Raw genomic sequence first — 20,836 nt, 5'->3', positions numbered from 1 at the left:
GAATTCAGGGTCGGGATGGGGGTCGTGCCCGGATGTGCTCGGGCCCGGTCGCGGCGGACGATCGAAATGTCCGGTCCAGCATCCTTTCGGAGGAACCCATGCGTACCCTTGCCATCCGCTCCCGTCTCGCGACCGCCACCGTCCTGTCGCTCGGCACCGCCGCAGTACTTCTCGGAACAGGAACTGCCGCAGCACAACCCGCGCCCGGTGTCGTGGGCATGAGCGAGCAGGCCGCGGTCGGCGTGCTCACCGCGGAGGGTGTGCCGTTCTCGATCGTCAACCGGTCCGGTTCCGCCGGCGGCGACTGCACCGTGACCGCTCAGCGCGACCGGGGATACCGGACCGAGGTCGAGTACGAATACGACAGCGACGACAACGAGTTCGACCGTGTCGAACGCCAGGTGTGGCGCGGGGTCGGCCTGACGGTCGTGTGCCGCTGACGCGTCCCTGCGGTCAGTCCAGACCGAAACCGCGCTCCCGCAGAGCTTCTCGCATCTGTTCCCTGCTCCCGAGCGCACCGGGCGACGCGAAGCGCCCGAGTACACGTTCGACCCAGCTCTCCGCCAGACCCTGATCGCGGTAGAAGCCGGCGATCTCCTCCTCGTACGCGGCGAGGCCGGCATCCCGCTCCTCGGTCGAGTACTGCTCGCGATGCAGCACCACATCCTGACCCAACCGCGGCTTGACCTCCGACTCCACCTCGGGATCGGGACGGCCCACCACCAGCCCGACCACAGCGAAACTGTGGTCGGGCAGAGCCAGTTCTGCGGCCACGTCACGCGGATGGTTGCGGATGGCCCCGATGTAGACGGTGCCGAGGCCGAGCGATTCCGCGGCGAGCACCGCGTTCTGTGCGGCGAGGGCGGCATCGACCACCCCGAGCAGCGCCGACTCCACGTAGTCGACGTTGACAAGGTCCTTGTCGTGCTGCTCGGCGACTCGCGCCGCACGGGCGAGGTCGGCCACCCATACGAGCAGCAGCGGAGCGTCACACACCGCCGGCTGGTTGCCGGCGAGCGTCGCGATCCGGGCGAGCCGGTCGCGGTCGGTGACGGCCACGACGCTCCACAACTGCAGGTTGCTCGAGCTCGCGGCGGACGAGGCCGCGGCCACGATCGCGCGCAGATCGTCCTCGGAGACGGCTTCGGGAAGGAACTTCCGCACGGAGCGATGCGCCAGCTGGAGAGCGATGACGTCGTTCCACGCGCCGGAACCACCGTGTCCGGCCACCTGCTCGGCGGCCCGGGTGCCGTACCTGCGGCGCAATGCGGCGAGCTGTTCGTCGAGGACGACGTCGGTCATGACGGGAGATCTCCTTCTGATCGGCAGTACCGACGGTCGAGTCTGCCTCCTCGCACCCCGGTCGCCGAGCATTGTCCTCAGCATGATTCCAGCGGCGCCCGGGCCGGTTCACTCGACCGACCCCGAGACGAAGATCAGGGTGAAGATCCGGGCCGTTCCCCGATGTGCCGGGATCGTCTCGGCGACAGGATGAATGCATGAACTTCGAGAACCAGGCTCCCCGCCCCTTCACTCGCTCCTCGTCCCAGCGCATGCTCGGTGGTGTGTGCGCCGGACTGGCCGAGTACTTCAACGTCGACCTCAACCTCGTGCGTGCAGGCGCAGTCCTCACAGCCTTCGTCACGGGTGGCACCGCCGTGTTGCTCTACCTCGCACTGTGGATGATCATCCCCGAGCACTGATCGGCCCCCGGCTGCAGAGAACACGCAACCCTCGGTGGACATCCACCGAGGGTTGCGTGCTTCGCTGCGGGTGGCAGCGGCGATTGCGAACTACTGCTGGACGCTGCCCAGCAGAGCACTGCCGGTATCGAGCAGAGTCTTCAGGAGCTCCGTGCCGCCGAGCAGGTCGAGGGCCGAGCCGATGAGTTCGATGACGTCCATGTGTATCTCCTTCGTCCGATCACATACCGGACGGGTCTCGTCCGATTGCTGTTCGCCTACCCGGAATTCCGATCGGAATTCCGTCGGGCTCGCATCAATTTTCAACACATTCGACGCGCCCGCGCGAGCCGAGAATACGCAAATCGGATGTGATGACATTCACACTCGCGGCGAAGGCTGTACGGGCTCACAAATGCCCAGTTCACGGCGTCAAGGAAAGAAAACGGAACGTCCGTACCCATTTATTTTCGTTTGAATTCGATATTTCCGTTCGACCCGATTCATCCTGTTCGGTGACCGTTTACGGCGAATCGACCGATCCGGCGAAGAAATATCGACCGAAAGAAGATGCCCGATTCGACCGCAATCGAATCGGGCATTTCCGGTGGATCCGGGACCGCTACAGTCCGACCGCCTGCGACAGAAGCGGCCACGAGTTGCGCAGATCGTCCTCCCAATAGTCCCAGGAGTGCGTACCCGCCGGCCGCAGGTCGATCTGGGCGGGGATGTCCAGTTCCTCGAGCCGCTGGGCCATCCGCTGCGTGCAGTGGTGGACCGCCGCCTCGATGCTGCCGCCGACGACCACCTGACCGACGAGCCCGATCGGGTCGTTGTTCACCGACCGCGACCCGAGCCGCTCGTACTGCCCGGGCAGACCCGAACCCGACGAGATGTACAGGTCGATACCGCGGAGCTTCTCGGCCTGGAGATAGGGATCGTTCTCGATCCAGGCCGGATCACCGACCGGGCCCCACATGTTCTCGGGGTCGCCGCCCTTGACGCGTACGACGGCCTGCACATAGGACTGCCCCAGCGGCGTGCTCGTCTCGGCGCATCCGCTGTAGGCCCCCACCGCCTCGTACAGCTCGGGAGCCGCGGTGGCGAGGCCGAGCACCGATGTCCCCGACATCGACAGGCCCGCAATGGCGTTGCGCCCCGAGGTCCCGAACTCGGTGTCGATGACCGGCGGGAGTTCGTGCGTCAGGAAGGTCGTCCACATGTTGCGGCCGAGCGCGGGATCGTCGTTGCGCCAGTCGGTGTAGTAGCTGTAGCCGCCGAGGAGAGGCGTGACGACGTTGACGTTCTTGTCCGAGAAGAAGTTCTCGACGTCGGTCTGCTTCTCCCAGGTGGCGATTCCCTGCCCGCCTCCCGAACCGTTGAGCAGGTAGAGGGTGGGGCGCGGTTCGCTCGTGTCGGCGGGCGTCCGGACCCGGAGGGGGATCACCTTGTCCATCGACGGCGAGTAGACGTTCGCGATGACGGTGCGGTCGCTCTCGCGCTCGACGGAGGTCAGCTCCCCCACCGGTCGCTGGTCGTCCGCCTCTGTCGGCTGCGCGAGAGCGCCCCCGGGGGCTGCGAGGACCATCGACGTTCCCACCGCCACCGTGAGCAGTACCCGCCGTAACCAGGACGACCGCATATTCTCTTCCCCTCGTCGATCCGTCTGTCTGCGCACCTCGGACCGGTTGCGGATCGGTACGAACCTCCGGAACCGGATGAAGTGACACTTTCGTGACATTCATCGTCCGCGGAGCGCGTTTCGTAACGAATATGTGATCGTTCGGTACGGGAGGCCGGAACGATCGGGGAAGAGCACGAGGCCCGACCCCACCGGAGTGGGATCGGGCCTCGTGTGACTCAGGGGCGCTGGATCAGAAGTCCATGCCGCCCATGCCGCCGGTCGGGTCGCCCGCGGGAGCGGCGGCCTTCTCCGGCTTGTCGGCGACGACGGCCTCGGTCGTCAGGAACAGAGCCGCGATCGACGCAGCGTTCTGCAGCGCCGAGCGGGTGACCTTGACCGGGTCGTTGATGCCCGCTTCGAGCAGGTCCTCGTAGTCGCCGGTCGCAGCGTTGAGGCCGTGGCCGGCCTCGAGGTTGCGGACCTTCTCGGCGACGACGCCGGGCTCGAGGCCGGCGTTGAAGGCGATCTGCTTCAGCGGCGCCTCGAGAGCGACCTTGACGATGTTGGCACCCGTGGCCTCGTCGCCCTCGAGCTTGAGGTCGTCGAGAACCGGAGCGGCCTGCAGCAGGGCCACGCCACCACCGGCGACGATGCCCTCTTCGACGGCAGCCTTCGCGTTGCGGACGGCGTCCTCGATGCGGTGCTTGCGCTCCTTGAGCTCGACCTCGGTCGCGGCACCGGCCTTGATGACGGCGACGCCGCCGGCCAGCTTCGCGAGGCGCTCCTGCAGCTTCTCACGGTCGTAGTCCGAATCCGACGCCTCGATCTCGGCGCGGATCTGGTTGACGCGACCGGCGATGGCGTCGGGATCGCCCGCGCCCTCGACGATGGTGGTCTCGTCCTTGGTGACGACGACCTTGCGGGCCTGGCCGAGCAGCTCGATGCCGGCGGTCTCGAGGGAGAGGCCGACCTCTTCGCTGACGACCTCGCCACCGGTGAGGATGGCGATGTCGGCGAGCTGGGCCTTGCGGCGGTCGCCGAAGCCCGGAGCCTTGACGGCAACCGACTTGAAGGTGCCGCGGATCTTGTTGAGGACCAGGGTGGACAGAGCCTCACCCTCGACGTCCTCGGCGATGATCAGCAGCGGCTTGCCCGACTGGATGACCTTCTCGAGCAGCGGCAGCAGGTCCTTGACCGTGGAGATCTTGGAGCTGACGAGCAGGATGTAGGGATCCTCGAGCACGGCCTCCTGACGCTCTGCGTCGGTGGCGAAGTAGAGGGAGATGTAGCCCTTGTCGAAGCGCATGCCCTCGGTCAGCTCGAGCTGGAGGCCGAAGGTGTTGGACTCCTCGACGGTGATGACGCCTTCCTTGCCCACCTTGTCGATGGCCTCGGCGATGAGCTCACCGATCGCGGGGTCGCCGGCGGAGATGCCTGCGGTGGCGGCGATCTGCTCCTTGGTCTCGACCTCCTTGGCGGTGTCGAGCAGCTTGGCGGTGACGGCCTCGACGGCCTTCTCGATGCCGCGCTTCAGGCCGAGGGGGTTGGCGCCCGCAGCAACGTTGCGCAGACCCTCGCGGACGAGCGCCTGGGCGAGCACGGTAGCGGTGGTGGTGCCGTCACCCGCGACGTCGTCGGTCTTCTTGGCAACTTCCTTGACCAGCTCGGCGCCGATCTTCTCGTACGGATCCTCGAGCTCGATCTCCTTGGCGATGGACACACCATCGTTGGTGATCGTGGGGGCGCCCCACTTCTTCTCGAGAACGACGTTGCGACCCTTGGGGCCCAACGTCACCTTGACTGCGTCGGCGAGGCTGTTGAGGCCCCGCTCGAGGCCGCGACGGGCCTCTTCGTCGAACGCGATGATCTTGGCCATTGCGAAGTGATCCTCCGGGTATGGGGGTGACACCGGAGCGATCGCTCGTCGGATCGCTCCATGTACGCCTTCGGCCGGAAGCAGTGCCCGCGACGGACGACCAGGGGTGTCGAAAACCCGGTCTCACCCTACCGACCTGGCACTCACGTGTTGCGAGTGCTAAGTGCATTCTTAGCACTCGGGGGTGGCGAGTGCAAGATTACCGGCACCTGCCACCCCCGTCACGAAATCCGCGAAAGACCGACTACCCGGTCGTCCGGATCATCGGTGCGGCGCTCGCTCAGCGCGGCGTCGAACCGACCCCCACGGCGCACCACTGCCCCGTCGCGGTGTTGACCGCGAACGACTGGGCTCCGACGCACGTGACGCCGGTGGTGTCGGCCGTGGCGCCCGACCCGTAGCCGGCCACCGACAGGGTCGTCGCCGGACCCTGCGCCCACGAGTGGCTCAGTCCGCCGCCGAGCGCGTAGGCGAACGAACGGCCGCCGTCACGGGCTGCACTGAGCGCCGTGCCGAAGCCCGTCGCGTGGGCTTCGGCGGCACCGGCCGACTCGGCGACCGACACCGCGGTGCCGCTGTCGGCCGCATACGCGCGAGCGAAGGCGTCCTCGGCGGTGGCACCGCAGCTGGCGGTATCGGACACCAGGATGTCGTTGGCAGAAGGAGGCGACACACAGGTCACCGGCGCCGCTGCGGCGGTACCCCCACCGAACAGCGCAGCCGAGGCCACACCGACGGCGACGAGCACACCGGCCCGGAACGAACGGCGCGCGGTGAGAACGGACCGGAAGGAACGAATGGACAAGAACGGGCTCCTCTGCACTGGAGTGCCTCTTCGCGAAAGGCTGCGTCTGCGCGAACTGGGGAACGAGCGCCCCGCGCGAACGGGGGGCCGGCGCCCCGGCGGTAGGGTACCGATCACATGCGTCTCACGCGAGACCACGTGTCACAGACTGTCGAGGAGCCCGGGGAGATCGGCGACGGAGTCGATGACGTGGTCGGGACGATCGACCGCCAGGTCCAGGACGGATTGCCGAAACTTTCCGGTACGCACCAGGATTCCCGTCATACCGAGGCGTTGCCCCGGGACGACCTCGCCAGCGATGTCGTCGCCGACGACCACCATCCGATCCGGTTCGACACCCATCCGCTCCGACGCGACGAGGAAGCCGCGCAGCGACGGCTTGCCCACCGCCACCACCGACCGGCCGGTGAGCTCCTCGAGTCCGGCCAGGTAGACGCCGGTGTCGATGCGCAACCCGTCGGCGGCCTGCCACGCGAGCGCCCGGTGCATCGCGACCACCGGGACGTCCTCGAGCATCAGTTCGGCGACGCGACTCATCGCCCGGTGCGTGAAGGCATCCCCCGCGCCGCCGAGGATCACCACTTCCGGATCGTCCTCGTCCAGCACGAGACCGTCGAGATCCGCGGCGATGTCACCCTCGTTGAGGACCCAGCAGCGCAGACCCGGATAGGTCTGCCGGACGTGGTCGACGGTGAGGGACACCGCGGTGACGATCTCGTCCGGCGACACCTCCATCCCGAGATCGGTGAGCCGCTGCGCGATCTCGGCGCACGTCCGGGAGGTGGTGTTGGTGAGGAAGGCGCGGCGGACGCCGTCGGCACGCAGTCGTGCCAGGACGTCCGCCGCGCCCGGGACGGGCTGCCACTCGGTGACGAGCACGCCCTCGATATCGAACAACACCCCGTCCACACGCGTCATGCATCGAGCCTATCCGCGTGCGTGCCTACGGCGACAGGCTCGGCTCACACGCTTCCGGCGAGACGCTCGGCGAGCAGGCGGGTGAACCGCGCCGGATCCTCCACCTCGCCACCCTCGGCGATCAGCGCCATGCCGTGGAGCAGCTCGGCGACGTCGGCGAGCGAGGCGTCGTCCGGACGCTGTTCCCGGGCCGTGCGCAGACCCGACACGAGCGGGTGACCGGGGTTGAGTTCGAGGATCCGCTTGACCCGCGGCACCGGCTGACCGGAGGCCTTGTACATCCGCTCGAGTGCGGGCGACATGCTGAAGGTGTCGCCGACGATGCACGCCGGGGAGGACGTCAGGCGCGACGAGAGCCGCACGTCCTTGACCTGCTCGTCGAGGATCTCCTTCATCCACGACAGCAGGTCGCCGAACTCCTTCTCCTTCTCCTCGCGTTCGGCTTCGGCGGCCTTCTTCTCGTCCTCGGTACCGAGGTCGACATCGCCCTTGGCGATCGACTGGAAGCGCTTGCCCTCGAACTCCGGAACGGAGGTCACCCACATCTCGTCGACGGGGTCTGTCAGGAGCAGCACCTCGATGCCCTTGTCTCGGAACGCCTCCATGTGCGGGGAGCTCTCGAGCAGCTGCCGCGACTCGCCGGTCAGGTAGTAGATCGCGTCCTGGCCGTCCTTCATCCGTTCGACGTAACCGGCGAGCGTGGTCTGCTCCTCCTCGTTCGCCGTCGAGTCGAACGACGAGATCGCCAGCAGCGTGTCGCGGTTGTCGGTGTCGGAGATCAGGCCTTCCTTGACGACCCGGCCGAACTCGCGCCAGAACTTCGTGTACTTCTCGGGTTCCTTCGCGGCCATGTCCTTGACGGTCGCGAGGACCTTCTTCGTCAGGCGGCGGCGGATGGCCCGGATCTGCCGGTCCTGCTGCAGGATCTCACGAGAGACGTTGAGCGACAGGTCCTGTGCGTCGACCACACCCTTGACGAAACGCAGGTACTCGGGGACGAGATCCTCGCAGTCGTCCATGATGAACACGCGCTTGACGTACAGCTGCACGCCGGTGCGCCGCTCACGGGCGAACAGGTCGAAGGGCGCGTGCTCCGGGATGAACAGCAGCGCCTGGTATTCGAAGGTGCCCTCGGCCTTGAGCGGGATGATCTCGAGCGGCTCGTCCCAGGCGTGGGCGATGTGCTTGTAGAAGTCCTTGTACTCGTCCTCGGAGACCTCGTCCTTCGAACGCGCCCACAACGCCTTCTGCGAGTTGAGGGTCTTGGTCTCGAAGGTCACCTCGTCGGTGCCGTCCTCCGACTTCGTGGTGCGCGAGACCTCCATGCGGATCGGCCACGCGATGAAATCCGAGTACTTCTTGACGATCTCCTCGAGCTTCCACTGCGAGGTGTAGTCGAACAGGTGGTCCTCGGCATCCTCGGGCTTGAGGTGCAGGATCACCGAGGTGCCCTGGGGCGCGTCGTCGACCTCGGCGATCGTGTAGGTGGATTCGCCGCTGGACTCCCAGCGCGTACCGGTCTTCTCCCCGGCCTTGCGGGTGACGAGCGTGACCTTGTCGGCGACCATGAACGACGAATAGAAGCCGATACCGAACTGGCCGATCAACTCCTCGGAAGCGGCGGCGTCCTTCGCCTCCCGCAGCTTCTGCCGGAGTTCGCCCGTGCCGGACTTCGCGAGGGTGCCGATGAGATCGACGACCTCGTCGCGGTTCATGCCGATGCCGTTGTCGCGCACGGTCAGGGTGCGCGCGTCCTTGTCCACCTCGAGCTCGACGTGCAGGTCGGAGGTGTCGACGTCGAGATCCTTGTTTCGGAACGACTCCAGCCGGAGCTTGTCCAGGGCGTCCGACGCGTTGGAGATCAACTCGCGCAGGAAGGTGTCCTTGTTCGAGTAGATCGAGTGGATCATCAGATCCAGCAACTGCCGCGTCTCGGCCTGGAATTCACGCTGTTCGACGTTCGTACTCATTCCGGGTTCCCTTTCCACAAGCAGAACTTCCCCGGAAATAGTAAGCCGTCCGCGAGTCCGGCCCGTTCGCGCTTCCGGGTCCATGATGGAGGTGCAGGCTTCGTCGTTCACAGGAGGTTGCGATGACGGTTCGTCGGACGGTGGTCGTCGGTGCGGGCATCGTGGGTCTGTCCACCGCGTGGTTTCTGCAGGATCGAGGCATCGAGGTCACGGTGCTCGATCGGGTCGGCGTGGCGGGTGATGCCTCGTGGGGCAACGCCGGTTGGCTCGCGCCGGCACTGACCCTGCCGCTACCCGAGCCGGGGGTGCTGCGTTACGGCTTGCGCTCGATGTTCCGCCCGTCCTCGCCGGTGTACGTGCCGCCCACGACGGATGTGCGGTTGCTGCGCTTCCTCGCCGACTTCGCCCGGCACTGCACGAGACGGCAGTGGACGTCGTCGATGGAGGTCTTCGCGCGCGCCAACCGCCTCGCCCTCGATGCCTACGACGATCTCGCCCGCGGGTCGGGCGACACGATCGTCACCGAACCGACGCGGGTCGCCGATCCGTTCCTCGCGGCGTTCACCTCGGACGACGACCGTCGGCTGCTGGTCGAGGAGGTCGAGCACGCGCGTGCCGCCGGCAGCGAGATCGACTTCGACCTGCTCGACACCGACACGCTGCATTCGCTCGAACCGCTGCTCGGGGACTCGGTGCGGGTGGGTCTCCGGATCCGGGGGCAGCGGTTCATCGATCCGCCGCGGTTCGTCGCCTCGCTGGCGCACGCGGTCCGCGCCCGGGGTGCGGAGATCGTCACCGACGTCGACGTCGAGGAGGTGCGCGACACCGGTCGCGGGGTGGATGTCGTCGTCGCCGGTGGGGACTCGCGGTCGGCGGATGCGGTGGTACTCGCGAACGGAGCGTGGCTCGGGTCGCTCGCCCGGCCGTTCGGGGTGCGCACGCAGGTCCAGGCCGGTCGCGGCTACAGCTTCAGCGTGCGGCCGCCGAGTCTGCCGAAGAACCCGGTCTACTTCCCGGCCCAGCGGGTGGCGTGCACACCTCTCCAGGACCGTTTCCGGGTCGCGGGAATGATGGAGTTCCGCAGCCCCGACGCCCCGCTCGATCCGCGACGCATCCGGGCGATCGTCGACGCGACCCGTCCGCTGTTGCGCGATGTCGATTGGGACGGGCGCAGCGAGGAGTGGGTGGGCTCGCGGCCGTGCACGGCGGACGGGCTCCCGCTGATCGGCCGCACCCGTTCGGAGCGGGTGTACGTCGCCGGCGGGCACGGGATGTGGGGTGTGGCGCTCGGTCCCCTCACCGGACGGCTGCTCGCCGGGTCGATGACCGGCGAGCCGGATCCGTTGCTCAGGTCGTTCGATCCGCTGCGCTGACCGGTCCGGGTTCGAGACGGTCGCGCACGCGGTCGAACCATTCGAGGACGGCCCGTTCGTAGAGGATGCCGAAGTCGAGGGTCGCCGCGGCGTGCGGCGGAAGGATGTCGGCCGCCGCCTGCTGTTCGTAGGCGGCGAGCTGCTCCTCGTGTCTGCGGCGATGGTCGGTGAGCATCTCGGCGAGGCGCTCGGGCGGGAGGTGATCGCCGAAGGCGACGGTCAGCAGCAGCGGATGGCGGATGTTCTCGTCGCCCGGTTCGCGGTCGATCCATTCGGCGAAGGCCGTGCGTCCGGCCTCGGTCAGCACGTAGGGCTTGCGGTCGCGCGGGCCCTTCTCCCCTGCCTCGATCAGTCCCTGCCGCTCCATCGCCGCCAATTCCCGGTAGACCTGGCTCGTCGTCAGTGACCAGAACTTGCCGATGCGCGTCTGGGCGGTGGACACCAGGTCCCAGCCCGTTTTGGGGCCTTCGTGGAGGAATCCGAGCAGTGACGCGGCGGTGGCGTTGAGCGGTCGTCCGGTCATTGCCGGTTCCTTTCTCGATCCGGGTACGGAAAAGACTTGACATTCCACTGTGGCATATCCACCCTGGAATCAGGTGACATTCCATTGTGGAAGATCCCGGAGGGCACCATGGAACACACATCCACCACCGGCCCCGGTACTGCGACATCGCCGCTGCGCATCTCCGATGCCGAGCGCGAAACGATCGTGGAGGAGCTCGGGCGCCATCTCACCGCCGGACGGTTGACGATCGGCGAGTTCGACGAACGTGTGGCCCGGGTCTACCGCGCCGTGACGCAGGACGACGCCGGCGCCGTTCTCGCCGACCTGCCGTCGGCACCCGTTCCCACCCCGTCCCCGCCGGCCGGCAAACCGTTCCCCCGTCTGCGCCTGCCGCTCCACCAGCGCATCGAGTGGGGAGCCTGGGCCACCGTGGGATCGATCAATCTCGTGGTGTGGGCACTGGTCTCGCTCGGAACGGCCTCGCTGATCTACTTCTGGCCGATCTGGGTCATCGTCCCCTGGGGTCTCGTCCTGGCGGGACGCACCGCACTCGGACTCGAGGGCGGTCCGGACCACCGCAGGACCGACGACCACATCCGCAACGCCCGGCGACTGCACCGCGAACACATGCGCCGCGCGGCCGTCGTCCACCGGCGTGCCGTCATGCACCGGCGTGGACTGAATCCGCACTGCGGGCGATCGAGTCGTACCTGGTACTGATGTTCCCGAGATAGTGCGGGTGCGTGAGGATGTAGGGGGCGTCGATCGAGATGCCGCGGACGACGATCTCCCCCGCCGTCTCCGGTGCCATACCGGCGTTCCCGCCCTTGATGTGGTCCACGCGCCGAACCTCGCCGTCGAGCCGGGCGGTGCTGTCGTCGAGTCCCGAACGCACGAGCCCCGGGCACAGGACCGAGACCCCGACACCGTGCGGGGCGAGTTCGGCGCGTAGCGCTTCGGACATCGCGACGACGGCGGCCTTCGCTGCGCTGTACACACCGCGGCCCGGCACACCCGCGGTCAGTCCCATGACCGAGGCGGTGTTGACGATGTGTCCGCGCCCGCGCGCCCGCAGGTCACCCGCGAAGGTCGAGACGCCGTTGAACACCCCGGTGACGTCGATGTCGATGACGGTGTCGAAGACCTGAGGATCGAGGTCGGCGAAATCGGTTCCGTTGAAACCGATCCCGGCGTTGTTGACGAGGATGTCGACCGGGCCGAAGGCGTTCTCCGCCTCCTGTTTGACGCTGCGCCAGCCCTCCCGGTCGCGTACGTCGAGGACGGCTCCGCGGAAGAGCCGGAAGACTCCCGTCCGGTCGGCGAGCGTGGATTCGTCGAATCAGCGCGACCGGCGGATCTTTCCGAAGTCCCAGCTGCGCACACTGTGCGGAGTGACCCGCAGCCACGCATGACGGCCGTCCGTCGTGAACTCGTCGCGACCGGCGTACTTGCGGGCGAAGGACAGTTCGACGCCGCGCAGCAGTTCGTCCTCGACGGTGCGCGCCACGACCTCGGGACGGGAACCGCGCGGCACGTCGCCGACGCTCACCGCGGTGCCGCGCACCTCGACACCGCGCAGATCCGTGAACTGTTCCCCACCGTCGACGACGACCGCGATGCGCGGATCCTTCTGCAGGTCGGTCCACCGGCGGCTGCGGACGACGGAGTTGAGCCACAGGAAGGCGCCGTCCCAGACGAACCACAACGGAGCGACGTGAGGGCTTCCGTCACCGCCGATCGTGGCGACGCGGCACGTCCGCTCGGCGGAGAGGAAGAGATCGATCTCCTCCTTCGTCATCGAGATCCCGGCGCCGCGCGTGCGCAGCGTGCCGTTTCCACTCATCAGTCCTCCTACCTGCACGAATCCTCGTCAAGAATTTTATTCTTTTTCGTGAGAGAGATGTTCTCATCCGGCGAGTGCGAACACAACAGTCCGATGGGTCCGACCGGTCTGCGATAGTCGGGACCAGCCGTGCCCATCCCGGGCATCCCGCACGCCGGAGACGGAGCTGCCGATGTTTCTTCTCGACGACAGGCTGGTCTTCGGCGCCGGAGATCTCACCCGCGCCGCCTCGTGCGAGTTCGCACTGCTCCGCAACCTCGACTCGACGCTCGGTCGCCTCCCGCGCGCCGACACCGAACCCGATGCGATGCTCGACCGTGTCGCCGCGCTCGGCGGTCGTCACGAGCAGCGCGTCCTCGACCACTTCCGCGCGCAGGTGGGTGCGGAGAAGGTCGTCGAGATCGCCCGGCCCGAGTACACCGCGCAGGCGCTCACCGAGGCGGCGCAGGCAACCCTCGACGCCGTCCGGGCCGGCGCGCCCGTCGTCTATCAGGGCGCTTTCTTCGACACCGCCCCCGATCCGCTCGGCATGATCGGCTTCTCCGACTTCCTCGTCCTCGACGACGACGGTTACGCCGTCTACGACAGCAAACTCTCCCGGCACGCGAAGGTCGAGGCCCTGCTGCAGCTCGCCGCCTACGCGGACGCACTCGCGCGCACCGGGACGACGGTGTCCTCGCACGCGCATCTCGTCCTCGGGGACGGCTCGATCGCCTCCTACCCGCTCGCGGAGATCATGCCGGTCTATCGGCACCGACGCGCCTGCCTCGAAACCCTTCTGGCGTCGCACCGCGCTGCCCCCGGGCCGGTGCGGTGGGGAGCGGGTGGGCACACCGCCTGCGGTCGCTGCGACGACTGCACCCCGGAACTCGAACGTCACCGCGACCTGCTGCTGGTCGCGGGGATGCGCAGTACCCAGCGGCTGCGGCTGATCGAAGCGGGCGTGTCGACCATCGACGACCTCGCCGCATGCGCAGCACCCGTCGACGGGATGGCCCGCCGCACCTTCGAGGTCCTGCGCGCCCAGGCACGGGCGCAGCTCGAGGAGGAGAGGCGGGGCAGTCCCTACGCGGAGGTCTACGACGCCACCCCGCTCGGCATCCTGCCCGCGCCCGACGAGGGCGACATCTTCTTCGACTTCGAGGGCGACCCACTGTGGTCCGAGGGCGGCAGTTCCGAGTGGGGACTCGAGTACCTGTTCGGCGTCGTGGAGGGACCGGCGGACGCACCGGTCTTCCGGCCCTTCTGGGCACACGACCGCGAGCAGGAGCGGCAGGCGCTGCTGGACTTCCTCGACTACGTCACCGACCGCCGGCGTCGCCACCCGAGGATGCACGTCTACCACTACGCCCCGTACGAGAAGACGGCGTTGCTGCGGCTGGCCGGGCGCTACGGCGTCGGCGAGGAGATCGTCGACGACCTGCTGCGCGAAGGTGTGCTCGTCGACCTGTATCCCGTGGTGCGCAACTCGATCCGGGTGGGTGCCCGGGCGTACGGACTGAAGAAGCTCGAACCGCTCTACACCGAGGAGAGCGAGGCACGCGACGGCGATGTCGTCGACGCGGGCGCCTCGATCGTCGCGTACGCCGACTACTGCACACTGCGCGACGCCGGGCACCTCGAGGAGGCGGAACGCGAACTCGCGTCGATCGCCTCCTACAACGAGGCCGACTGCATCTCCACCCTGCGTCTGCGCGACTGGCTGCTCACCCACGCCCGCGACCGCGGCATCTCCCCCACCGAGACGACCCACGACGAGGCCGCTCCCGACTCGGAGGCGGACCCCGTCGAGACGAAACTCCTCGACTACGTCGGCGGTGCACTTGCGGGCGACCGCACCCCGGAACAGCAGGCGGCCGCACTCGTCGCCGCGGCCATGGGCTATCACCGGCGCGAGCGGAAACCATTCTGGTGGGGGCACTTCGATCGTCTGTCCACGTCTCCGGACGAGTGGGCGGACGCCCGAGACACGCTGGTCGCGGCGACGTGCACGCTCGAGACCGACTGGCACAAGGCCACTCCCCGCCAGCGACTGCTCCGGCGCCGGCTGCGCCTCGCGGGCGAGTTCGAGCCGGGCAGCACGTTGCGCGCCGGGCAGGACGTCTTCCTGTTGTACGACGCTCCGGGACCGGACGGACTGCCCGACGGCGGCACCGGGACGCGCGCGTGGTCGCGCGCCGTGGTCGTCGAACGCACCACGGGGACGGACCATCCCGACGTGCTCGTCGTGGACGAGTCGCTGCGGACGGACGAGGAGTACTCCGTGCTGCCGGTGGCCGTCACACCCGGCGCGCCGATCTCGTCGAAGAACATCGAAGCGGCGATCGCCTCCGCCGCCGAGGCGATGTGCAGCGAGTTGCCGGCTCTGCCGTCGACCGCGGCGGTGGACGTGCTGCGCCGCATCCCGCCCCGCCTGCGCTCCGGTGCCGCGCTGCCGCCGCTCGGCGACGACGCGGCCGGCACGATCGTCACAGCCGTTCTCACCCTGGAGAATTCGTACCTGGCGGTGCAGGGCCCACCCGGCACCGGCAAGACATACACCGGGGCCCGGGTGGTGGCGGCGCTCGTGAACGAGCACGGCTGGCGCGTCGGCGTGGTCGCGCAGTCGCATTCGGTGGTCGAGAACATGCTGGCCGGCATCGTCGCCGCGGGAGTGTCGCCGGAACGGGTCGCCAAGGCGAAATGCCAGAGCCCCGAACCGACGTGGACCGCCTTCCCTGACGCGAAGTCCCTTGCGGCCCATATCGGTACATCCACCACCGGCTATGCGGTGGGCGGAACGGCCTGGGACTTCACGAATCCGAACTGCATCGAGCCCGGCAGTCTCGACCTGCTGGTGGTGGACGAGGCCGGTCAGTTCTGTCTCGCCAACACCATCGCCGTGGCCACGGCCGCGTCGAATCTGCTGCTGCTCGGCGATCCCCGCCAACTGCCGCAGGTCTCGCAGGGCACCCACCCCGAACCGGTGGACGAGTCCGCCCTCGGATGGCTCGCCGAAGGGCACGGTGCGTTGCCCGCCGATCGCGGCTACTTCCTTCCGGTGACCTGGCGGATGCATCCGGATCTGTGTGCGCGGGTGTCCGAGCTGTCCTACGAGGGACGACTGCGGTCGAAGTCCGAGATCACCACGCGCCGCGCGCTCGACGGCGTCCCGCCCGGCGTCCGGCTCGTGGAGGTCGCGCACGAGGGCAACGCGACCTGCTCGCCCGAGGAGAGCGCCGAGATCGTGCGCGCCATCGCGGCCGTGCTCGGCTCGGCGTGGACGGACGACGCCGGCTCCCCGCCGCGCCCCCTCGGCGAGGAGGACGTCCTGGTGGTCGCGCCGTACAACGCTCAGGTCACCCGCCTACGGCAGGATCTCGCCGCCGCAGGTCTGCACCGCGTCCAGGTGGGCACCGTCGACAAGTTCCAGGGCCGCCAGGCGGCGATGGTGTTCGTGTCGATGACGGCCTCCGCCGTCGAGGACGTGCCGCGGGGCATGTCGTTCCTGTTGTCCCGCAACCGGTCGAACGTGGCCCTCTCACGTGGCAAGTGGTCGGCGGTGATCGTCCGGTCCGGCGCCCTGACCGATCACCTCCCGCCGACCCCGGACGGCCTGATCGAACTCGGGGCGTTCATGCGGCTGACCGGAGCCGACCCGACCGAGGCGTGACCGCACTCACATAGTCCGATAGGATCGATGACGATCCTGTTACCTCAGGTATCAGATACACGGGACCCGGTCCCCCGAGAAGACCCGGTCCCCCGAGCACAGGAGTACACGTGTCGAAGACCCTCGAGGCCACGATCGAGATCACCGCCTCCCCCGAGCAGGTGTGGCGCGTGGTGTCCGATCTGAAGCGGATGGGCGAGTGGAGCCCGCAGTGCCGTCGGATGATCGTGCGCGGCGGGCCGGTGTCGGCCGGCACCACCACGATCAACATCAACAAGAAGGGCCTGCTGGTGTGGCCCACGACGTCGAAGGTGATCGACTTCGAACCCGGCCGTCGCCTGAGCTTCCGGATCAACGAGAACCGGTCCATCTGGTCGTTCACCCTCGAACCCACCGCCACCGGCACGCGGGTCACCCAGCGGCGCGAGGCGCCCACCGGGACCAGCAAGGTCTCGCAGACCCTGGTCAAGTATGTTCTCGGCGGCACCGAGGCGTTCGACGACGAACTGACGATGGGGATGAACGCGACTCTCGCCCGTCTCAAGAACGAGATCGAGGCGGGCGCGCGGGTCTGACCTTCCCTCCTCCGCTCACGTACGCTGGAGTGCCTGCGGACCGACAGGACCCGCCCGCGCGACGGGCGGGTCCACTGCGGTCCCGGATCACCGATCGTCAGCGATAAGAGGAGCCCGTGGCACGTAAGCCGACGCCCGCCGGAACACCCCCCACCAGCGGGGTAGCCCACATGGTCGACCTGGTCAGGCATGTCGTGCCGCCCATGCATCCGGGCGGCATCCCCTTCGTCGCAGCTCCGCTTGCCGTGGCGACCCTCGGCCGCCGCAAGCCCTGGCTGCGCCGCGCCGGTCTCGCATCGGCACTGGCGTGCGCCACCTTCTTCCGGCACCCGCACCGCGTGCCGCCGAACCGCGTCGGGGTGGTCGTCGCTCCTGCCGACGGTGAGATCGCTCTCGTCGACCACGCCGTGCCGCCCGCCGAACTCGGGCTCGGCAGCGAGGAGCGCCCCCGGGTCAGCATCTTCCTGTCCGTCCTCGACGTGCACGTGCAGCGCAGCCCCGTCGGCGGCACCGTCCGCTCGGTGGTCCACACCCCGGGCAAGTTCCTCTCCGCCGATCTCGCCGACGCGAGCGAGGTCAACGAGCGCACCAGCATGCTGATCGAGACGCGCGACGGCGCCGAGGTCGCCGTCGTCCAGATCGCCGGCCTGCTGGCACGGCGCATCGTCAACGACGCGCAGATCGGCGACACCCTGCCGATCGGCGACACCTACGGCCTGATCCGCTTCGGATCCCGGGTCGACACCTACCTGCCGGTCGGGAGCACCCTGCTGGTCGAACGCGGTCAGCGCACCATCGGTGCCGAGACCGTCCTCGCTCAGCTGCCCACGGTGTCGTGAGTCCGCACACGCAGGGTTCGCGTGCGGTCGCGACCGGGCGGTCCCGCAATCGGCCCAACGTCGTCCGCCTGCTGCCGAGCGTCATCACGATCCTGGCGTTCTCCGCCGGACTGTCGGCGGTGAAGTTCGCGCTCGACGGACAACTCGGCACTGCGCTCGGCATGATCGGCGCCGCGGCCGTCCTCGACTCGCTCGACGGTCGCATCGCCCGCATGCTCGACGCGACCAGCAAGATCGGCGCCGAACTCGACTCGCTGTCGGACGCCGTCGCGTTCGGTGTCGCCCCGGCGCTCGTGCTGTATGTGACGTTGCTCGACGGCAGCCCCTTCGGCTGGATCGTCGCCCTGCTCTACGCGGTGAGCCTCGTGCTGCGACTCGCACGCTTCAACACCCTCCTCGAGGACGACAGCGTCCCCGCCTACGCACGCGAGTACTTCGTCGGTGTGCCCGCACCGGCGGCCGCCCTCATCGCGCTCGCACCCGTCGCCGCCCACATCCAGTGGGGCGACGGCTGGTGGACCGCCTACGGGCTGGTCGCGGTGTGGATCCTCGGGACGGCCGGGCTCGCGATCAGCCGCATCCCGACCTTCGCGATGAAGTCGGCGTCCGTGCCCGCGCGACTCGCCGCGGTGCTGCTCGTGCTGGTCGCGGTGGCGGCGGCCGCGCTGGTCACCTATCCGTTCATCCTCATGCTCGTGCTGGTCGCGGTCTACCTCGCGCACATCCCCTTCGCGGTGCGTTCGCGGCGCTGGGTCGCGGCCCGGCCCGAGACCTGGGACATCAAGCCCTCGGAGCGACGCGCACTGCGTGCCCGCAACCGCGCGCAGCGTCCGCGTCGTGTCGCGGCCCGGCGTGTCGCCACGTCGGCGAGATCTCAGGCGCGACTCGGGCTGCGCCGTCCGCGAGGGCGATGACATGCACGACCCGCGAGGACGCTAGTCACGTTCTAGGCTCGGCGGGGTGACGACCCCACAACTCTCACTCACCGTCCGGCTCAACACCTCCGCCGCCGACTCGCGGCGCGGTGTCGTGCGTCTGCACCCCGAGGCGCTGGCCGCGCTGGGCCTGCGGGAATGGGACGCGATCGCACTGGTGGGAGCGCGCCGCACGGCGGTCGTGGCGGGTCTCGCCCCAGCCGGCACCCCGACCGGCACGATCCTGCTCGACGACGTGGTGCTCTCGAACACGGGCCTGAAGGAGGACGCGACGGTCGTCGTCGCACCGGTGACGGTCTACGGCGCGCGCACGGTGACGGTCACCGGCTCCACGCTCGCGCGGCAGTCGATCCCGGAGACCACCCTGCGTCAAGCGCTGCTCGGGAAGGTCCTCACCGTCGGCGACGCGGTGTCGCTGCTCCCGCGCGATCTCGGGCCGGGCACGAGCAACGCCGAGACGACGCGGGCACTGTCGCGGACGTTCGCGATCGCGTGGACCACCGAACTGCTCACCGTCTCGTCGGTCGATCCGGCCGGACCGGTGAGCGTGCAGCCGAACACCGCCGTCGTGTGGGGTGGGCCGGGTGCCCTGCCGTCCTCCGTGCCGTCCGCCTCCGGATTCGTCTCGTCGGGGTTCGTCGCCTCCTCCCCCGCGACCGACCGTCCCGAATCGGCCCCCGCCACGCCTCCGGCACCGCCGGTCGAGGATCTCGTGGGTGTGCAGGCCCAGGTCGCAAAGCTCTCCGAATGGCTCACCCTCTCGCTCGACGAACCCGAACTGCTGCGCACCCTCGGCGCGTCGCCGCATCTCGGGGTGCTCGTCACCGGTCCCGCCGGGGTCGGCAAGGCGACCTTCGTGCGCTCGGTCGTCGCGGACCGGCGTCTGGTGGAGGTCGACGGGCCGGGCGTGGGTGCACTCGCCGCCGACGAGCGGCTGCGCCGGATCTCCGCGGCGGCCGACGCGGTGCGCGGCGGTGGCGTCCTGCTGCTCACCGACGTCGACGCCGTGCTGCCCGCCGACACCGAACCCGTCGCGACGTTGATCCTCGACGAGCTGCGGCGGGTCGTCGACACCGAGGGCGCGGTGCTGATCGCGACCACCGCGCATCCCGACGACGTCGACTCCCGGCTGCGCGCCCCGGAGATCTGCGACCGCGAACTGTCCCTGCCGCTGCCCGACGGCGCGACCCGCCGCGCCCTGCTCGACGTGCTGCTGCGCTCGGTGCCGTCCACCGGTCTCGACCTCGCCGCCGTCGCGGGTCGCACCCCCGGCTTCGTCGTCGCCGATCTCGCGGCGCTGTGTCGCGAGGCGGCACTGCGCGCGGCGTCCCGGGCGAACCGCGACGACGACGAACCGTCGCTCGTCCAGGACGATCTGCTCGGCGCGCTCGAGGTGATCCGTCCCCTGTCGCGGTCGGGCACCGAGGAACTGGCGATCGGCAGTGTGAGCCTCGACGACGTCGGCGACATGGTCGAGACGAAACAGGCCCTGACCGAGGCCGTCCTGTGGCCGCTGCAACATCCCGATTCGTTCGAGCGTCTCGGCGTCGACCCGCCGCGCGGTGTGCTGTTGTACGGCCCGCCCGGTTGCGGCAAGACCTATCTCGTCCGCGCCCTCGCCGGTACCGGTCGGTTGAGCGTCCACGCCGTCAAGGGCGCCGAACTGATGGACAAGTGGGTCGGTGCGTCGGAGAAGGCGGTGCGCGAACTGTTCGAGCGTGCCCGCAACTCGGCACCGGCGCTGGTGTTCCTCGACGAGATCGATGCGCTCGCGCCGCGCCGCGGGCAGAGCTCCGATTCGGGGGTGTCCGACCGGGTCGTCGCGTCGCTGCTCACCGAACTCGACGGTGTCGAGCCGCTGCGCGACGTCGTGGTGGTCGGGGCGACGAACCGGCCCGACCTCATCGATCCGGCGCTGCTGCGTCCCGGCCGGCTCGAACGTCTCGTGTTCGTGCCGCCGCCGGACGCCGACGCCCGGGCCGCGATCCTGAAGACCGCGGGCCGGTCGGTGCCGCTCGACGACGACGTCGACCTCGACGAGCTGGCCGCCGGGCTCGACGGCTACTCGGCCGCCGACTGCTCGGCGCTGCTGCGCGAGGCCGCGCTCGCGGCGATGCGGCGCAACGTCGACGCCGCCGTGGTGACCGCGGAGGACGTCGCGGTGGCCCGGGAGAAGGTGCGGCCCTCGCTCGATCCCGCGCAGGTCGCCCATCTGCAGGCCTACGCGGAGGGCCGTTGA

General features: G+C 68.9%; 17 protein-coding genes and 1 pseudogene. 9 read left to right on the top strand and 9 right to left on the bottom strand.

Translation table 11 applies throughout. The features are described 5' to 3' along the window. Window positions 1–98 precede the first annotated feature (98 nt). A complete protein-coding gene (locus B9C99_RS03700) occupies window positions 99–440 on the top strand; it encodes a hypothetical protein (protein ID WP_088897003.1) in 342 nt (113 codons plus the stop codon). A 13-nt stretch (window positions 441–453) separates the two neighbouring features. On the opposite strand, the gene B9C99_RS03695 is transcribed toward B9C99_RS03700, so the two are convergent. Beyond that, the gene (locus tag B9C99_RS03695) at window positions 454–1,302 is read right to left on the bottom strand and encodes an NADPH-dependent oxidoreductase (RefSeq protein WP_033096165.1); all 849 of its coding nucleotides are present in this window, start codon (window positions 1,300–1,302) and stop codon (window positions 454–456) included. A 197-nt stretch (window positions 1,303–1,499) separates the two neighbouring features. Between B9C99_RS03695 and B9C99_RS03690 the strand changes: the two genes are divergently transcribed. Continuing rightward, window positions 1,500–1,703: a PspC domain-containing protein gene (locus tag B9C99_RS03690; protein WP_088897002.1), complete on the top strand. Its 204-nt coding sequence runs from the start codon at window positions 1,500–1,502 to the stop codon at window positions 1,701–1,703. A 601-nt stretch (window positions 1,704–2,304) separates the two neighbouring features. Here B9C99_RS03690 and B9C99_RS03685 read toward each other — a convergent pair. The 5 genes from B9C99_RS03685 to htpG form a co-directional block, all read right to left on the bottom strand. Beyond that, a complete protein-coding gene (locus B9C99_RS03685; protein ID WP_016691627.1) occupies window positions 2,305–3,324 on the bottom strand; it encodes an alpha/beta hydrolase family protein in 1,020 nt (339 codons plus the stop codon). Window positions 3,325–3,556: 232 nt separating this feature from the next. Further along, entirely contained in the window at window positions 3,557–5,182 is a 1,626-nt protein-coding gene (gene groL / locus B9C99_RS03680; RefSeq protein WP_016932760.1) for a chaperonin GroEL, read from the bottom strand. Between the two features lie 280 nt (window positions 5,183–5,462). Then, window positions 5,463–5,987 (bottom strand): DUF6764 family protein, encoded by a 525-nt coding sequence (locus B9C99_RS03675; RefSeq protein ID WP_016691625.1) that lies wholly within the window; start codon window positions 5,985–5,987, stop codon window positions 5,463–5,465. A 141-nt stretch (window positions 5,988–6,128) separates the two neighbouring features. Next, window positions 6,129–6,905: an HAD-IIA family hydrolase gene (locus B9C99_RS03670; RefSeq protein WP_088897001.1), complete on the bottom strand. Its 777-nt coding sequence runs from the start codon at window positions 6,903–6,905 to the stop codon at window positions 6,129–6,131. A gap of 44 nt (window positions 6,906–6,949) precedes the next feature. Beyond that, window positions 6,950–8,875 carry a molecular chaperone HtpG gene (htpG, locus tag B9C99_RS03665; RefSeq protein ID WP_088897000.1) on the bottom strand — a complete coding sequence of 642 codons (1,926 nt, stop codon included), beginning with the start codon at window positions 8,873–8,875 and terminating at the stop codon, window positions 6,950–6,952. Window positions 8,876–8,997: 122 nt separating this feature from the next. Between htpG and B9C99_RS03660 the strand changes: the two genes are divergently transcribed. Continuing rightward, window positions 8,998–10,248: an FAD-binding oxidoreductase gene (locus B9C99_RS03660; protein ID WP_088896999.1), complete on the top strand. Its 1,251-nt coding sequence runs from the start codon at window positions 8,998–9,000 to the stop codon at window positions 10,246–10,248. Here the strand turns inward: B9C99_RS03660 and B9C99_RS03655 are convergent. Next, a complete protein-coding gene (locus B9C99_RS03655; RefSeq protein WP_088896998.1) occupies window positions 10,223–10,771 on the bottom strand; it encodes a PadR family transcriptional regulator in 549 nt (182 codons plus the stop codon). The genes B9C99_RS03660 and B9C99_RS03655 overlap by 26 nt on opposite strands. Window positions 10,772–10,879: 108 nt before the next feature. Here B9C99_RS03655 and B9C99_RS03650 point away from each other — a divergent pair, with 108 nt between their 5' ends. Further along, entirely contained in the window at window positions 10,880–11,473 is a 594-nt protein-coding gene (locus B9C99_RS03650) for a DUF1707 domain-containing protein (RefSeq protein WP_088896997.1), read from the top strand. Here B9C99_RS03650 and B9C99_RS03645 read toward each other — a convergent pair. After that, window positions 11,415–12,032, bottom strand: a pseudogene (locus tag B9C99_RS03645) (SDR family oxidoreductase); the annotation flags it as partial. The gene B9C99_RS03650 and the pseudogene B9C99_RS03645 sit on opposite strands and share 59 nt — an antisense overlap. 60 nt (window positions 12,033–12,092) lie before the next feature. Beyond that, complete coding sequence (locus B9C99_RS03640) at window positions 12,093–12,596, bottom strand: pyridoxamine 5'-phosphate oxidase family protein (protein ID WP_088896996.1); 504 nt, start codon at window positions 12,594–12,596, stop codon at window positions 12,093–12,095. 172 nt (window positions 12,597–12,768) lie between these two features. On the opposite strand from B9C99_RS03640, the gene B9C99_RS03635 reads away from it, so the two are divergent. From B9C99_RS03635 to B9C99_RS03615, 5 genes are all read left to right on the top strand, one after another. Next, entirely contained in the window at window positions 12,769–16,248 is a 3,480-nt protein-coding gene (locus B9C99_RS03635; protein WP_088896995.1) for a bifunctional RecB family nuclease/DEAD/DEAH box helicase, read from the top strand. Between the two features lie 110 nt (window positions 16,249–16,358). Further along, on the top strand, window positions 16,359–16,823 hold the full coding sequence (locus B9C99_RS03630; RefSeq protein ID WP_085469694.1) for an SRPBCC family protein: 465 nt from the start codon (window positions 16,359–16,361) through the stop codon (window positions 16,821–16,823). A gap of 116 nt (window positions 16,824–16,939) precedes the next feature. After that, window positions 16,940–17,662 carry a phosphatidylserine decarboxylase gene (locus B9C99_RS03625; protein ID WP_088896994.1) on the top strand — a complete coding sequence of 241 codons (723 nt, stop codon included), beginning with the start codon at window positions 16,940–16,942 and terminating at the stop codon, window positions 17,660–17,662. Next, window positions 17,659–18,576: a phosphatidylcholine/phosphatidylserine synthase gene (locus B9C99_RS03620; RefSeq protein WP_088896993.1), complete on the top strand. Its 918-nt coding sequence runs from the start codon at window positions 17,659–17,661 to the stop codon at window positions 18,574–18,576. Before B9C99_RS03625 ends, B9C99_RS03620 begins: the two co-directional genes overlap by 4 nt. Window positions 18,577–18,622: 46 nt before the next feature. Beyond that, window positions 18,623–20,836, top strand: a complete 2,214-nt coding sequence (locus tag B9C99_RS03615; protein ID WP_088896992.1) for an AAA family ATPase — start codon at window positions 18,623–18,625, stop codon at window positions 20,834–20,836.

Origin of the sequence: Rhodococcus sp. BUPNP1, from assembly GCF_002215235.1 — a bacterium.
In the GTDB taxonomy this organism is placed as follows: Bacteria; Actinomycetota; Actinomycetes; order Mycobacteriales; family Mycobacteriaceae; genus Rhodococcus.
The sequence above is the reverse complement of the archived record's forward strand: the minus strand, read 5'-3'. Positions and strand labels throughout refer to the sequence as shown.